The organism is Paenibacillus dendritiformis, assembly GCF_945605565.1.
Taxonomy (GTDB): domain Bacteria; phylum Bacillota; class Bacilli; order Paenibacillales; family Paenibacillaceae; genus Paenibacillus_B; species Paenibacillus_B dendritiformis_A.
The window spans coordinates 2,588,850-2,603,964 of record NZ_OX216966.1 but is presented as its reverse complement, the minus strand read 5'-3'; the positions used below and the strand labels follow the sequence as shown (position 1 = coordinate 2,603,964).

At 51.3% G+C, this 15,115-nt stretch carries 18 protein-coding genes and 1 pseudogene; 5 read left to right on the top strand and 14 right to left on the bottom strand.

Translation table 11 applies throughout. From position 1 onward, the window contains the following. Window positions 1-33 precede the first annotated feature (33 nt). Entirely contained in the window at window positions 34-456 is a 423-nt protein-coding gene (locus NNL35_RS11380) for a VOC family protein (protein WP_006677771.1), read from the bottom strand. 118 nt (window positions 457-574) lie between these two features. Here NNL35_RS11380 and NNL35_RS11375 point away from each other — a divergent pair, with 118 nt between their 5' ends. From NNL35_RS11375 to NNL35_RS11365, 3 genes are all read left to right on the top strand, one after another. Next, window positions 575-892, top strand: coding sequence for an alpha/beta fold hydrolase (locus tag NNL35_RS11375; RefSeq protein ID WP_050979445.1), 318 nt, complete (start codon window positions 575-577; stop codon window positions 890-892). Window positions 893-964: 72 nt separating this feature from the next. Next, window positions 965-1,183 carry a hypothetical protein gene (locus tag NNL35_RS11370; RefSeq protein ID WP_138985646.1) on the top strand — a complete coding sequence of 73 codons (219 nt, stop codon included), beginning with the start codon at window positions 965-967 and terminating at the stop codon, window positions 1,181-1,183. Between the two features lie 104 nt (window positions 1,184-1,287). Beyond that, the gene (locus NNL35_RS11365; protein WP_254553372.1) at window positions 1,288-1,515 is read left to right on the top strand and encodes a hypothetical protein; all 228 of its coding nucleotides are present in this window, start codon (window positions 1,288-1,290) and stop codon (window positions 1,513-1,515) included. Between the two features lie 575 nt (window positions 1,516-2,090). Here NNL35_RS11365 and NNL35_RS11360 read toward each other — a convergent pair. The 4 genes from NNL35_RS11360 to NNL35_RS11345 all read right to left on the bottom strand — a co-directional run bounded on the left by NNL35_RS11360 (window position 2,091) and on the right by NNL35_RS11345 (window position 4,906). Next, window positions 2,091-2,333 (bottom strand): DUF4318 domain-containing protein, encoded by a 243-nt coding sequence (locus tag NNL35_RS11360; protein WP_006678850.1) that lies wholly within the window; start codon window positions 2,331-2,333, stop codon window positions 2,091-2,093. Window positions 2,334-2,425: 92 nt separating this feature from the next. Continuing rightward, the gene (locus tag NNL35_RS11355) at window positions 2,426-3,025 is read right to left on the bottom strand and encodes an acyl-CoA-like ligand-binding transcription factor (RefSeq protein ID WP_006678849.1); all 600 of its coding nucleotides are present in this window, start codon (window positions 3,023-3,025) and stop codon (window positions 2,426-2,428) included. A gap of 188 nt (window positions 3,026-3,213) precedes the next feature. Continuing rightward, on the bottom strand, window positions 3,214-3,969 hold the full coding sequence (locus tag NNL35_RS11350) for an ABC transporter permease subunit (RefSeq protein ID WP_006678848.1): 756 nt from the start codon (window positions 3,967-3,969) through the stop codon (window positions 3,214-3,216). After that, window positions 3,953-4,906, bottom strand: coding sequence for an ABC transporter ATP-binding protein (locus NNL35_RS11345; protein WP_006678847.1), 954 nt, complete (start codon window positions 4,904-4,906; stop codon window positions 3,953-3,955). The genes NNL35_RS11350 and NNL35_RS11345 overlap by 17 nt, the downstream gene beginning before the upstream one ends. Window positions 4,907-5,078: 172 nt before the next feature. Here NNL35_RS11345 and NNL35_RS30645 point away from each other — a divergent pair. After that, window positions 5,079-5,204, top strand: a pseudogene (locus NNL35_RS30645) (Arm DNA-binding domain-containing protein); the annotation flags it as partial. A gap of 67 nt (window positions 5,205-5,271) precedes the next feature. On the opposite strand, the gene NNL35_RS11340 reads toward NNL35_RS30645, so the two are convergent. From NNL35_RS11340 to NNL35_RS11330, 3 genes are all read right to left on the bottom strand, one after another. Next, window positions 5,272-6,159: a fructose bisphosphate aldolase gene (locus NNL35_RS11340; protein WP_006678846.1), complete on the bottom strand. Its 888-nt coding sequence runs from the start codon at window positions 6,157-6,159 to the stop codon at window positions 5,272-5,274. A gap of 414 nt (window positions 6,160-6,573) precedes the next feature. Next, entirely contained in the window at window positions 6,574-7,338 is a 765-nt protein-coding gene (locus NNL35_RS11335; RefSeq protein WP_006678845.1) for a DUF3891 family protein, read from the bottom strand. A 294-nt stretch (window positions 7,339-7,632) separates the two neighbouring features. Continuing rightward, window positions 7,633-7,875 carry a hypothetical protein gene (locus NNL35_RS11330; protein WP_006678843.1) on the bottom strand — a complete coding sequence of 81 codons (243 nt, stop codon included), beginning with the start codon at window positions 7,873-7,875 and terminating at the stop codon, window positions 7,633-7,635. 177 nt (window positions 7,876-8,052) lie between these two features. Here NNL35_RS11330 and trhA point away from each other — a divergent pair, with 177 nt between their 5' ends. Continuing rightward, on the top strand, window positions 8,053-8,694 hold the full coding sequence (gene trhA, locus NNL35_RS11325; protein WP_006678842.1) for a PAQR family membrane homeostasis protein TrhA: 642 nt from the start codon (window positions 8,053-8,055) through the stop codon (window positions 8,692-8,694). A gap of 75 nt (window positions 8,695-8,769) precedes the next feature. On the opposite strand, the gene NNL35_RS11320 is transcribed toward trhA, so the two are convergent. The 6 genes from NNL35_RS11320 to NNL35_RS11295 all read right to left on the bottom strand — a co-directional run bounded on the left by NNL35_RS11320 (window position 8,770) and on the right by NNL35_RS11295 (window position 14,972). Then, complete coding sequence (locus tag NNL35_RS11320; RefSeq protein ID WP_006678841.1) at window positions 8,770-9,960, bottom strand: GntR family transcriptional regulator; 1,191 nt, start codon at window positions 9,958-9,960, stop codon at window positions 8,770-8,772. A gap of 112 nt (window positions 9,961-10,072) precedes the next feature. After that, window positions 10,073-10,429 (bottom strand): Rieske (2Fe-2S) protein, encoded by a 357-nt coding sequence (locus NNL35_RS11315; RefSeq protein WP_006678840.1) that lies wholly within the window; start codon window positions 10,427-10,429, stop codon window positions 10,073-10,075. Window positions 10,430-10,445: 16 nt separating this feature from the next. Then, the gene (locus NNL35_RS11310) at window positions 10,446-11,510 is read right to left on the bottom strand and encodes an amidohydrolase family protein (protein WP_006678839.1); all 1,065 of its coding nucleotides are present in this window, start codon (window positions 11,508-11,510) and stop codon (window positions 10,446-10,448) included. 40 nt (window positions 11,511-11,550) lie between these two features. After that, window positions 11,551-13,113, bottom strand: coding sequence for an extracellular solute-binding protein (locus tag NNL35_RS11305; protein ID WP_006678838.1), 1,563 nt, complete (start codon window positions 13,111-13,113; stop codon window positions 11,551-11,553). Window positions 13,114-13,177: 64 nt separating this feature from the next. Next, window positions 13,178-14,038: a carbohydrate ABC transporter permease gene (locus tag NNL35_RS11300; protein ID WP_006678837.1), complete on the bottom strand. Its 861-nt coding sequence runs from the start codon at window positions 14,036-14,038 to the stop codon at window positions 13,178-13,180. Window positions 14,039-14,051: 13 nt separating this feature from the next. Beyond that, window positions 14,052-14,972 carry an ABC transporter permease gene (locus NNL35_RS11295; RefSeq protein ID WP_006678836.1) on the bottom strand — a complete coding sequence of 307 codons (921 nt, stop codon included), beginning with the start codon at window positions 14,970-14,972 and terminating at the stop codon, window positions 14,052-14,054. Window positions 14,973-15,115: the final 143 nt, after the last annotated feature.

Sequence of the window (15,115 nt, the reverse complement as noted above, 5' to 3'; positions counted from 1 at the left end):
AGACGGCATTTCTGCCGCCTTGATGAATGACGCTCAATCTTCGATTTCCCACGCGGGATTCCAGACGACTTCCCACAGATGACCATCTGGATCCATGAAATGCCCTGAGTATCCTCCCCAAAACGCTTCATGGGCAGGATCGGTTATGGTAGCCCCGGCCTTCCGGGCCAACTCCATAATTATGTCCACTTCTTCTTTGCTGCTGACATTATGGCCAATGGTCATTTCGGTCGAGCTCGGCGGTGACAATGGAACCTTGGCCTCATGGGAGAGATCCTTGCGATTCCAGACAGCCAGCTTCAGACCTGCCTGCAAGTCGAAAAAGGCCACCGCTCCATGCTCAAATTCTTGGCCTATAATTCCTTGTGTCGGCAAACCGAGCCCATCGCGATAGAATGTCACCGCTCTTTCCAAATCATCCACACCTAAAGTCAGTACCGTAATCCGTGGCTTCATCATCGGGATCTGCCTCCAGTCATTTTTTTCTAAAGGTATATCATAGCTTATTCTACTTGACCACTCCAAAATTTCCCTGCATAATAGACATTATAATGTCTAATAGGGGGCTGAAGCGATGAAAAACAGGTTGAACAGGGAGATTTTTTTCACTGAATATGTATCGATCAATGGAATCGATCAATTTTTGTTTCACTCGGGAACAAGCTGCGAGAACCCGGTCATGCTGTTTTTGCACGGGGGGCCCGGAGCAGCGAAATCGTTGTTCACGAGGGTCTTTAAGGAAAAATGGGAGGAAATCTATACGGTAGTCCATTGGGATCAACGCGGAACGGGAAAGACCTTGACTCGAAATCCCGATAAAACTTCCTACCATAGATTTGATGCTTCAGGATGTATGCGAGGTTATCCGCTATTTAAAGGGAAAATACAATAAGGAAAAAATCGTTGTATTCGGCCACTCCTGGGGAAGTTGGGGTCCGTATATATTAAGCTGCATCCCGAAGACGTGGCCTATTATATTGGCGCTGCGCAGGTTGCCAATATGCTTCAAAATGAGCAGGTCGGCTACAACAAGGTGAAAGAATTGATCGAACAGGCGGGTGACAAAAAATCTCTGAAGAAGCTGGAGAAAATAGGGGAATATCCCGGCATCAAGATCGTTTTTGACCGTGCTTTTCTGCAAAAATGTGAAGCGGACGCAAGCTTCAGGGCCAGTATAATTTAGCGCTCAAAATCGATTTCGCGATCTGGCTAGCCGCTGTTACAAGCCCGATTTTTAAGCTGTCTGATATCTCTTCATTTAAAAAGGCCTTTCAGGCCAATCAACAAGTGTTGGCTTATTTAGCCGACTTTGATCTGACCGCGGAATCCGCAGAGTATCAGGTGCCCGTTTACTATTTATTGGGCGGCCGCGATTGGCAGGCTCCATTTGTCATAGCCGAGAACTATTTTGCAGACATTAGCGCTACGGATGCAACGGGAGCCCGCAGCGGAGCGCGGTTCGGCGTGAAGCACCCTCCTCGATATGGTGATGCGGATAGAAATGAAGCGGGATGAAGTCCGGCAAACACGGATTGCTGCAGCAGAACGCAAAAAATTCATCATTCAGCCGCGGCGAGCGGATGGTGATGATCCGCTCGGGCGCGCAGCCGCTCCGAAACTCCCTTCAAGGTCCGATAGGTTCGCAAATCCATCTCTATATATTCTTTCATCGTTCCCGGCCAGAACGTCCGCAGCTCCGGTCATCCACTCCCCTAAAACTGCAGTATCTCCCGCCACTCTAGTCATATTGCTCCACGAATACTGCAAGAATGCAGCAATTTCATTGAGACGAGGATGTGAAAATAGGATTGCTGCAAAAATACAGCAATTACCCTACGGCAAGGCATAAATAGCATTCAAAATGGCGAAATAATGTAATTTTGCAGGATTTTCTCAAAACTTAGCCTCTTGAGGTTAAAAATGCTGCGCCTGTGCAGCAATTTCATGCGGGGAACAGCTTGCTTCATGCGCGGACCAACTTCCCTAACCTAACCTGTTCTGCCTTCCCCGGCCCCGCCCTTCCTAAGAAAATAACTATCGACGAGACTCTGTCGACAGTCTGGAGCAGCCGTATTAGGCTGCGCTCTATTTTACATTTCTTTGAAATGGAGCACAAAACCGGGGCGCCCTGCGTTTTCCACCTGACATTGATACACGACATTATCTATCGAAATAATCGCCGGTCTATCGCGTTCGATAAATTCGTAAGTCACCTTTTCTTTGATGCAATAGCGCTCAATTTCATCTAAAAACGCTTGCTTATTTTTGGGGAGTTGATCTAATTCAACCGAGAACCCCTTTTTCAACAGCTTCTTCCAGAAACGTTCGGACATGATTCCTTCCCCGCCTTCAAAATTGACGTAATATCTCAAACTACCAAAATCCACAGTCAACCGAGATAGTCTGCCTTACCTCAGTTTGTCGATCATAGCAGCAGACCTTTTTCCACTACTTCTAAAGCTTCATCCAATAATTTGGCAAACTCTGATTTTGTAGCCTCGGCATTATAATCCATTAACGATATATTTACCCCAACGACCACCCCGGCAAAGGTTCGTACTGCCAGATCATCAGAATTTCTGCCTGTTCGTTTGGCGACAATCTGTGTTAACAGCTGCATCATCTGAGTTAAGTTATTCATCGCTGCCGCGCGCAGCTCCGGGACCATCAAGATCAGTTCATTTCGCTGACGTGTTGTCTCCCACTCATCGTCACTCATCTCGGCAATTCCCGAAATCATTGCATTTCGAACGGCTTGTAAGGGACTCAACTCGGACGGTTGATTTTCAAATGCGGCGACGAGAAGAGGATCATAATTATCGGTTAATACTACGTCCTCTTTGGTTCCAAAATAACGAAAAAATGTACTCGGGGAGATTTCTGCAGCTTCCGCAATTTGTTCAACGGTTGTCGCATGATAACCATTTTCTCGAAAAAGCCTTAATGCATGCATCTGAACATTGGCCATCGTTTTCGCTTTTTTTCGCTCACGCAATCCGACTTTTGGTTTCGTACCTTCAGACATCCTTTTGCACTCCTAACCAAGTTCAAATCAAACCTCGAAACTGTGACTTCAAGCATATTGTCACTTAAACTAGAGTCAATGTCAACTTACACTCAAGTTCATAAACCATCAACTTTCGCTGATCACCGACCAAAAAAGAAAAGCCCTCCTTTATGCTTTATGGATAGGCTGATGCAAAACTAAATTGTTTACAAATCTCTATGAATTAACCTCCTCCAGCCCACGCAACCGCCGATCACAAATACGGCGAACGCTCCAATCACAGAGCCCCCTGCAAGCCCGGCACCCTGGCTTATTGCGTACACATCAAACAGGGTAAAGAGCGACACGGCCCCCAGCCATTCTAATGCTGTCAAATCAGAAAGCATGTAGAGCAAGAACATGAGAAACACAATTCCGATTCCAAGCGATAACGCACTGCGTTCGGAATTAAGCCAAGACGTTAGCGCATAACCTATTCCCATAAATCCGAGAATGATCAACAGACCCGCCGCCATGACGCTGCTTACAGCTGCAACGTCATTCATCACGCCTAAACCTTTGCCAATCAGCAGCACAATACCAGTGGATACACCTGCGATAATCACAACTTTTACAACATGCGCCGAACATTTTGCCAGATAGATATCCGTTCTGCTGCGGGGGGTTGCGAAAAGAAATTCGGCAGTATGACGATCCCGCTCCTTTACAATGGATCCGATTGACCAGTTGATTGCGAAGCATCCTAGAAGAAGCACGAAAAACATAAACGGTTGACCGGCCATCCATCCTTCAAAAGTTGAAAGTGCAGTGGAACCCGTATGATCTGTTCCGCTGGAGATTTGGCTAGCTAAATAAGCCTTGGATGCGGCGGCCGGGATTGCTTGAAGCGCTGCAGTAACACAAAGAGCGATCCAAAAACTCCGCTTATTTTGACGCCACTCCAACTCAAACAACTTGCTCATCATTGGGCCCCTCAACTTTCTTTTCTTGGTTTCGACTGTACTTTTCCATAAATCTCTCCTCAAGAGATAATTTTCTAAGGTTCAAATCTTTAATGGGCTTATCAGCAAGAATAGAAAGCAATTTATTTAGGCAATGATCCTCTACCCTTCCGCTACAAACCCCATCTATGTATTTCGAAGTGGGATCAATATTTAGCAGTCCATATGTTTGCCTTAGATCACCTGATTCTTTAAAGATCACCTCGTAAAGATGAGCCCCTCCTCTGGTTAGATCGGGAACAGAAGAATCTTGAATGATCTTCCCGTCTTGTATAAACGCGACCCTGTGGCAGAGCTTATCCACCTCGGTTAATATGTGAGTGGACAAGAATACCGTTGTACCGTTTGCCTCATTTAATTCCCGAACAATTTCAAAGAAGCTTTGCTGAGCGAGGGGATCAAGCCCGGAGGTAGGTTCATCCAGGATAAGCAATTCAGGCTCATGCACAAGTGCTAGCAGTATGCCTAGTTTCTTGCGATTTCCTAATGAGTAGGTTCGGATCCGGGGTTTCATCTCCCATTGCAGTCTCTGCGCATATTCGGGAATCCTGGTTTTTTTCAAATCAATCCCATGAATGCCTGCTGCAAGCTCCAGCATCTGTTGTCCGGTTACATCCGGGTAAAGTCTAATCTCGGAAGGCAGATAGCCGACTCGGCTGCGTATCATTGGATTATCCTTCTTGATTCGTTCGCCAAGAACCGAGATATCGCCGGACGTAGGGCTGATCAGCTGCATGAGCAAACGGATCGTGGTCGACTTCCCTGCGCCATTTGGCCCAATAAATCCTACGATTTCACCTTTTTTTACGGCTAGATTTAAATCTGTCACCCCGGGTTTCAAACCATAAGATTTATTTACCTTGTTCATATGAATGGCTAACGTCTTTTGGCGCTCCAACGCGATCACTTCCTTTTCGCAATTGATGAGACAATTTTGACACTAACTTTCATTTAACAATTTATATCTTTTTAGTCTCACTGTCAATAATTTATTTATCGAAGGACGAACCGAAGCGAAGCAAACGCATGTCGTCATTCCCAGGCGCTGGGAAGCATGAACAGGTAAGCGAAGACAAATCAAGCGTCGTGGCTTTCGAACGGAGAAGGAAGCTGCCAGAGAGATGCGAAAGCTTTGGCAACAAGTGGATGACCATACTTATATCAAGAATACCAAGAAAACAAAAATAGCCTGTTGAGGGTTTCTCAACAGGCTGACGCCTTGATAGCGTGTTTACACTTCACAGGATAACCATTCGGCAAGCATCAACGGACGGATGCTTGGTAAATGGCTTGAATGGAGCGGGACAGCATCGCGTTAAATTCTTCGTCGGTCTGCTGGGCTGTCAAGCCCTCCGACAAGGCGCGCGAGAAGCTGGCGATCAAGCCGTGATTTTGGGCCAGTTTCTCATTCGCTTCTGTTTGATCGTAACCGCCCGACAAAGCGACAACCCGAAGCACATGCGGCTCCTCGATCAGCTCGCGATAAAAATTATCTTCGGTCGGTATGGACAGCTTCAGCATCACGCGCACATCCTTATCGAGAGCGGATAGTTGCTTGAGCAGCTCATCTTTCAGGATTTGCTCCGATTGCTGCTTATCTTTGCTGTAAATATCGACCTCAGGCTCAATAATCGGAACGAGCCCCATCGACAAGATTTGTTTGCCGATGTCGAACTGCTGCTCGACGACGTTGCGAATTCCATCCGCGTTGGCCTCTTTAATCACCGAACGCATTTTTGTCCCAAAAATATGCTTATCCACCGCCCGCTTCAACAGGTCGTTCAAATCCGGGATCGGCTTCATCAGCTGAACGCCATTCTCCAGCTCGGCCAGTCCCTTATCGACCTTCAAAAAGGGGACAATGCCTTTCTTTTCCCATAGATAGTCGGCGGTAAATTGATCATCAATCTTGCGATCCATCGTATTCTCGAACAAAATAGCGCCCAAAATATACTTCGAATCAAATGCCGGACTTTTAATAATCCGCGTTCTCATGGCATGAACCAGCTCGAACATTTCTTCGTCATTCGAGTAGCTGTCTTCCTTAATGCCATATTGGAGCAGCGCCTTTGGCGTGCTTCCGCCGCTCTGGTCCAACGCTGCAATAAAACCCTTTCCCGTATGAATTCGCTCCAATTGTTCTTTGTTCATCGGTGTTTCTCCTTCCTTTCCGTGGAATGGATGACCTCGAACCCGGTAAGCTGATTCACCACACCGGTCGGGTCACAATAGAAACAGAACTTGACGCTTCACACTAGCCTCGGACGCTCTCCCTGTATCGGGCCGAAGACAAGAATACCCGGCGATCGGGTCGAGCATGTCCGCGCGTCAGGTAGAGTTTCCTTTATTGTACAATAAATTCACGATCGAAGCACGGTGATCGGGAGAAGTCGCCGGCAGACGACTACGTCGCCGTCTAAACTGCTAAAGCTTCCATATTCATCTATGCTTATCTTTAACTCATCCATCTATACTAAAGCCGCTGGTTGAGACTCTTCTACACAAAGAACCCTCTGCCGTCCTCCCATAGCAGCGGGTTCTTCCCATTCTTAAGCCACTTCCCTCTTACCTCACAAAACTCAACGTCTGCTCGGTCCATTCAGTCTGACGGTAAGCCTTGCCAATGCCTATCGCTTCAACCAGCGAGTTCGGCACCACCTTGGAACGCAGCTTCGTCGTGAACGGCGCGATGAATGGGAAGGGCCTAACCCGGACCTCCGTCTCGCTGACCCACTCTGCGACAAGCTGGGTGCCCGTCTCCGGATTGAACGCCTCTGTCCGTTCGAACCCGTCCTGATACCACGGAAATTCGTCTTCCTTGGCCGTCCCGGGTTCATTCAGGCAGACATATAAGGAGAGATCGTCGCAGAACTGCAGCAGGCGAAAATGCTCCGTCACCGCTTGATCGTCAAGACCGCCCAGCTGCTTGCGAATCCGGGCCTGACGCGCCCGTTCATGCCGCAAAAATTGAATGATCTCGGGCTGCTCCTCCGTTCGGAAGAAGGATACAAAATGCAGACTGCACAGCAGCGCCGCATACGCATTCATCTGTTCGATCTCATCCAGCCCAATACGATAAAAGGCCAGCTTCGGCACAATCGGGTAATCCATAAAAGTAAACGGCTCCGCATCCGCATCATTCCATATCGGTGTATGATCGAGACCGATCCAACTGCGGTCATGCTCGTAGGCGGCCAATACGGCCTCCTCCCAGCGCTCCGTTCCCCCGACTCGGGCAGGATCGAAATGCTTTGCCGCTTCTCCGGAAATAAATCCGTGGTCATGCTGTTGAATAAGAACCCGTTCCCCATTCCGTGTACGCATAATCATGGCCTAACGCTCCTTTTGCGAATCTGAATGCCATTTCGCTTGAATTGCCGTCCAAGGTGAGTTACTCTGATGTATGGAGGATCTTTATCGCTCTTCCTATTCTATGTATATTGTAAAGGAGGCTGCTCCAATGAGCAAAGCCAAACGCCAACGCCGCAAAATCGAGCGCTCCGGCGGCATCAACCCCGACATCGTCCGCAACACCTGGACACGCAAGCCGCACACCCAGATTGTGCCGAATAAGAAAGCCGAACAGCGCCGGATGGCCTGCCGGAAAGGCGGGGGCGCTGTTCCTTATTTTTCTGCCGCTTCTTGCTCCACACGGCTCCGGTTCCGTTCCATCCACTCCTGCCGCCGCATCGCTTGACGCTGCTCCGCATTGACCTCCCCTCGCTGATTCATCAGCACAACGCTAATCATTCCGATCATCGCTCCGATTCCAATGAAATAGGCGAGCTCTCCGATGTACGAATACATGATTATTAGCGCCATCGCCGCAGCACAGCCGATTGCCGTTCCTATAACCATTCTGCTCATCCCTGTCCTCCTCTCCAGAGTATCCAGCCTGAACGCTTTTGTTTCCGCTAACAACATACATATCCATCTTTGGATCGTTAAAAAATAGGTAAAGACGTTCGCAAGGATTTGCAGACGCCCCCATCGTCTTATACAATGAAGGTATTGAATACCAGCGGGCAGAGAGGAAGATTCGCCATGGCCAATACCCATACCTATACGCGGGGTGAAGAGATCGCCAACGCCATTACCCACGGCATCGGCGCCATTCTCAGCGTTGCCGCTTTGACCCTGCTTATCGTCTTCGCCGCATTGTATGGCGAACCGATTCACGTCGTCAGCTTTACGATTTACGGCATTTCCATGCTGCTGCTCTATACATCGTCGACCTTGGTGCACAGCTTTCCCGAAGGCAGGGTGAAGGATCTGTTCGAGACGTTCGATCACGCCTCGATCTATGTCTTTATCGCCGGAACATATACACCGTTTGTCCTTATCGCCTTGCCGAAGATGCTGGGCTGGAGCCTGTTCGCGGTCGTCTGGACGCTGGCTGTGGCCGGGATCGTATTCAAGGCCTTCTTCACGAAGCGCTTTCTCTTCCTGTCGACCATCCTCTATATCGCCATGGGCTGGCTCATCGTATGGGCCTGGAACCCGTTGTCGGCGGCGATGCCCGGAACCGGGTTAATCTTGCTCGTTACGGGAGGGCTGCTCTATACCGTGGGCACCGTATTTTATGTGTGGCGGGGATTTCCGTTTCATCATATGATCTGGCATTTATTCGTGCTTGCCGGATCTGTCGCTCATTTCTTCGCCGTGCTGACCTTGGTGCAAATATGAAGACGGCTTGAATGCCATGGATACGATGGCCAAAGCAAGATTCGCCAATCTCCGTTCACGGGATTGGCGATTTTTTTAGGCGTGCGTAGGGTTCGAATGCAGGCAGGGCCCGGTCGAACGGCCGATGATCAGCTCAGGCTCGAGAATGACTTTGCGGTACTCGCTGTCCGTCTCCTGCCGCTCGATAATCTCGGTCAGAATCATCGCTGCCCGCCGCCCGATTTCCATCTCATTTTGATAAATATAAGTGAAAAAGCTCTCCTCGCCCTCGTCATTCTCCGGATTGTCGAAGGTAAGGATCGAAATATCTTCAGGCACCCGCAAGCCGAACCGCTTCGCCATCTGCACCATTCGCATGCCCAGCTTCCCGTCCAGCGCGATATACGCGCTCGCGATCCCGCTCTTCATATGGCGCGCCAGCTCCGAATCATCCGCTTCATCTCCGGCAGGGAGCGAGAAGCCCGTGACGATGAGCGACGGATTGATCATGCCGCCATGCTGCTCGAAGGCACTCATATATCCGGAGATCCGATCATGCACGCTGACGCATTCCCGATACGCATTTGTGCAGAGCGCAATATGGCGGTGGCCGTTCTCCCACAGATGATCGACCGCCATCCGGGCTCCGGCCCGATTGTCCGAGCAGACAAAATGAGTCTCGACGCCCCGTAAATACCGATCGATAAGCACAAACGGAAATCCGTTGACCTTCAACGACAAAATTTCTTCATTATAAGTCTCCTCATCGGCCGGGAACAGCAGCAGGCCTCTAACGCCCATCGCGATAAAATCGCGGATTTGCTGCTCCTCCCGCTCCTTGGAGCCGCCGCTGAACGCTATCACGAGCGAATAACCATGCGTGCGCAGCGTATCCTGAATCGCATTGATGAGACGCATCGCGAAATAATCCTCCAACGTCGGCATCACAAAGCCGATCGTCCGGCCCGGTACAGGCTCAGTCCGGTTCGACTGACCCGGACCCGCCGCCGGAACGGCAAAGGCCGCCGGTTCGGACGCTTCCCCGTTCAGCTCGGCCGGCAGTTCATTGGCGACAAAGCTTCCTCTGCCGGGGACGCGGTAGATCCAGCCTTCCTTCACCAGGGCCGAAAGCGCATTCACCACCGTGATCCGGCTGACCTTGAAGTGCTCCATCAGTTCCTTTTCCGTCGGAATCCGGTCATTCGGCTTCAAATCGCCTCGACGAATTCGATCCTCGATGTAGCGGTGTACCTGCACATACAATGGTGAACGAGAGTCATAGCTCATTCCAATCCATCCTTACTTGTTTGATATAACATATATGTTATATCATTTGTAGCTGTCTGGCAATGACCGCCCCATAGCAGCAGGCTCCAAGCGAGACGTCGTGAATACCTGCTTACTTCCCCAGCACGACGCCGATTTTTCCATTCGCAATCTCCAGCTCATACTTCTTCACCCGCGTCCGGTCGCTGAACAGCGACTTCCCGGTCTTGATATCGAACTCCCACCCGTGCCACGGACACCGCAAAATCTCGCCCTTCCGGCTGTATTCGTACTCATATACGCCCGATGGAAGATTCGTGCCGGAGACAAGACCGGCGCACATCGGCGCGCCCTGATGCGGACAATAATTATGGAGCGCATAGAACTCCCCGTTGACCCGGAAAATTCCGATTTCGCGGCCTTCCACCTGGACGACGACATGACCGCCTTCGGAAACATCCGCCGTATCCAGCACATAATGTATCCCCATACCACGTTGCCTCCGTTTACGGTAAGTTATAGAGCTTTTTTGCGTTCTCGTAAAAGATTTTGCGCCGGGCTTCCGGCTTCAGCTTGCGCAGAATCATATCCGGCGCATCGAAATCCCAATGCGGATAATCGCTGGAGTAGAGAATCATGTTCTCCGCATCGAACATATTGAACAGGTCAACCAGATGCTGCGGGTTGTCCGGCTCCTCGATCGGCTGCGTCGTCAGGAAGCAATGCTCCGCGATATACTGGCTCGGCATCTTCGTCAGCCACGGCACGGTGGAGCGGAGCGCCTTATAATTTTTGTCGAGCCGCCACATCAGCGGCGGCAGCCAGGCAATGCCGCCCTCGACGAGCACCACCTTCAGCCGGGGGAACTTGACGAACACCCCCTCGCATACGAGGCTGACCAGGTGGGCCATGAACATTTGGGAGAGACAGGTGTGCCACTCGATGTATCTCGCCGGGTAGCCGGCTGCCGTCGGAGCGGTGGAGCTTCCCCCGCCTTCCGCCCCCGGATGAATCGCGACGGGCAGCCCGTGGCGTTCGGCCGCTTCGTAGATCGGATGATAGAAGCGGTGCCCCAGCGGCCAGCGCGCGGCGCTGGAAATAATCACTTCGACGATGTCGGGATGATCCCCGACACGGTCGATTTCCTTGGCGGCGAGATGCGGGTCCAGCGTGGATACCGCAATCGCGCCTTTGAACGCCCGATGCTTGCCCAGCCATTCGGCAATCAGGAAGTCGTTATAGGCGGAGCAGATGGCCGCCGCATAATCCGGGTCATGCGTCGTCGAGATATTGTAGACGACTCCCGTCAAAATGGCATACTCGATATTGTATCCCTCGATCAACTGCTTGATCAGGAGGTCGGGATCAGAGCCGGCCTTGCCGCCCCCCGGCGGGATCGAGTCCTTCTTCATGACGCCGATCGGCGAATAATAACCGGAGCCCGCATACCCGATGCCTGATGACGCGACCCTCGACTTCCACGGCTCCGCCAAATACGGCACCAGGGCCGAATCGTCCTGCTCATTGTGAACATCCGTATCAATGACCTTGAATGCTTCTCCTGCTCCCACAGCGCTTCCTCCTTTATCTCCGCGCTCTCCAGACGCGAGCTTATTTCTTGCCGTATGTCCGGGTATACGCGGCATCGTACATATGGAGCAGCTCATCGGCGCCGAGCTTCTTCGCCTGATCGAGGAATTGCTGGTACGTCTCGTCATTGATTGGCGTTTTGCCGGTGACGAACTCCGTCAATTTTTGCTCCAAATATTTATTGAGATTGTTCAGCTTTGATTTTTCGAGCTCCAGCTCTTCCTCCGTCTTCACGATTTGCTTCGGCGCCGGCACGATGTACGGCTCATACTTGTTGTTGATCTCTTTGCTCTTGTCGCTCAACCCGCGTTCCCACACCTCGCGCGACTTCGCATTGTCCAGCGTAATCAGGTCGTACCATACGCCCCACTCCTTGCGCAGCGTATTGAACGGGGACGTGCCGAATTCCTTCATATATACCGGCTTCCCGTTCTCGATCGTGTACGTCTTGCCTTCAATGCCAAGCGACAAATAATTCGATCCTTCCTCGCTAACGAGATAATCCAGGAACTGGACCGCCCTGTCCTTGTCCTTGACCTTGGCGGATATCGCGCGCCCCATGGCCCCGATGACCGGACGGGAGAACTGGTAGTTCTTGATGCCGTCTGCAGCGACCTGCGGAATCGCGTCCAGTTCGAATGAGGCGGTACTTGCCTTGCGTCCCTTTTCCGTCAGAGATTCCAGATCCGCTTTCCAGAAATACGTCACGAACGACCTGCCCTTCAGCATGCGCTCCTCCCACTGCGCCTGCGTCAGCAAGGAATATTCCGGGTCAAGCAGCTTTTCCGCATACAGCTTATTCAAAAAGATAAGTGACTCTTTATAGCCGTCGCGGTACGGCGCAAAGGCATATTTATCGGTGGCCGGATCGATGTTGAAGAAGCCCTGAATGCCGGTAAACGCCCGGCCGAATACCGTATACAATCCCGTGTCGCCGACGATCCCGTTCGAAATAAGCGGGTAGGAGTCTGGTTCTTTTTCTTTAAGCACCTTCAGGAACTGGTAAAATTCATCCATCGTCTCCGGCGCCTTCAGCCCGTACTGATCCATCACGTCTTTGCGGGCATACCAGATGAAGTTGAATCCTTTGCCTTCCGCATCCCCTTCAATGACAGGCACTGTATAGATGCCCCCGTCCGCGCCGGTGGCGACAGCCGCGGCTTCCGGATACTTCTCATAAAACGCTTTCAAATTCGGAGCTTGATCCAGATAGTTCTTCAAATTCAGGAATACGTTGTCAGGCCCATGATCCCGGCCCTCCTGGGTGGTGACCTGTATGAAATCGGTGACCGAGTTCGTCGCGATCATAATCTGTCTTTTTTCGGTGAGTCCCTCCTGGCTGACGATTTGAAAATCGACACTGACGCCGGTCTTTGCCTCGATCTCCTTGAAGATCTCCCAATCCTGCCGCACCTTCCCCTCCACCCGGTCATACGCCAGCCAGGAAAATTGGATCGGGCTCTTGCCATCCGATTCGCCGGTTTCGCCCGGCGAAGCTCCTTTGTCCTTGGCGGAGCATCCTGCCGCAGCCACGATAACAAGCAGAGCGACAGTCAACATCATTGCGAACGGTCTCTTCTTCATGTCCGAACCTCCTTCATCTTCATCGCTTCAGATTTCTCATTACCTTCGGAACGGCCAGCTCTGTCTAGCCCTTAATGCCGCCAATCATGCTGCCCTGCACAAAATACTTCTGGATAAACGGATAGACGCACAGAATCGGTAGCGTAGCGATGATGATCATCGCGTACTTGAGCGTCTCCAGATGATTCATATCCCCTTCCCCTTGCACGGTCGTTCCGGCGATGAGAATATTCCGGAGCATAATCTGCAGCGGGTACATGCTCCTGTCATTCAGATAGATCAACGCGTCGAAGAACGCGTTCCACTGGTTCACCGCGGTGAACAGGCCAATGGTAACCATAACCGGCATCGACAGCGGCAGCACGATCCGCAGCAGCACCTGAAGGGAATTGCAGCCGTCAATCGTGGCGGCATCCTCCAGTTCTTCGGGCAGCGCTTCGAAGAACGTCCGCATAATGAACAAGTACCACGTCGAGATGAGGGACGGAAGCACGATCGCCCAGATCGTATCGAGCATGCCCAGCTTTTGCACGACCAGGAACGTCGGAATCATCCCTCCGCTGAACAAGAGCGTGAAGGCGGCCAACAGGAGAATCGTCCGCCGGCCCGGCAACCATTTTTTCGATAGCGGATAGGCCATGGCCGCCGTCACGATAAGCGTAAGCGCCACATGCAGCACGGTGTAGCGGAACGTGTTCCAGTAGCTGATCCACAGATCGGGATTGGTGATCAGCCGCTCATACGCGACCAGCGTCACCTGCTTCGGGAACAGGAGCACCTCTCCGCTGGCCACCAGCGCGTTGTCGGAGATCGAAGCCGAGAATACATAGACCATCGGATACATCATAATCAGGACGAGCAGAATCATGAGCATGATATTGATGGCGTCGAAGATCCGGGAACCAAGACTGGCTTTGATTTTCACGAAATCCCCCCTCCTACCACAGACTCGTCTCGGAATATTTGCGAACGATCCGGTTCGCCGTCACGACCAGAATGAGCCCGATCACGGACTGGAACAGCCCGACGGCCGTCGCGAAGCTGAAATCGGCATCGAGAATTCCCCGGCGGTAGACAAAGGTGTTGATCACATCCGATGTCTCATAGTTCATGGAGTTGTACAGCAGCAGAATTTTCTGGAATCCCGTCTCCATAAAATGGCCGAGCGTCAGCACGAACAGGACGATCATGACCGGCAGCATGCCGACCAGCGTAATATGCCGGATTTGCTGGAACCGGTTCGCTCCGTCCATTTTGGCCGCTTCATACAGCGTCGGATCAATGCCGGCGATGGCAGCCAAATACAGAATCGTGCCCCAGCCGATCTTCTGCCAGATCTCGGAGCCGACATAGATCGACCGGAACCATTCGGGGAGACCAAGGAACATAATCGGCTCCATCCCGAACGCCTTCACCAGCAGGTGATTGATCACCCCGGTCGTAGGCGACAAAAAGGTAACGAGAATCCCCGCGATAACGACCGTAGAGAGGAAGTGAGGCATATAGCTGACGCTTTGGACAAATCCCTTGAACCATTTGTTGCGCAGCTCATGGAACAAAATAGCCAAAATAATCGGAGACGGAAAATGAAACAGCAGATCGTACACATTCAGCATGATCGTGTTCCGAATCAGCTTCCAGGAATCCGGCGTGACGTAGAAAAATTCAATGAAATGCTTCAGCCCCACGAACTTGCTGCCGAGAATCCCCTTGCCAATGGAGAAATCCTGAAAAGCGATAATGATGCCGTACATGGGTACATACTTGAAGATAATGTAGTATAAAATTCCCGGAAGCATCAGCAGGTAGAGCACTTTATGTTTTTTGACGAGATACCAGAATCGGGCACTCTTCGCCATGGCCTTCCCCCTTTCAAGTAAGCGCTTGCAAAAAAAGCGATGGCCTAACTATAAGGAACCAAACCCGCTCCCGTAAAGCGCCCGTATTTGTATCGGGGTTCATTTTCCCGGATGCCGCGCCAGCCGGGCTTTCCACGTCCTTT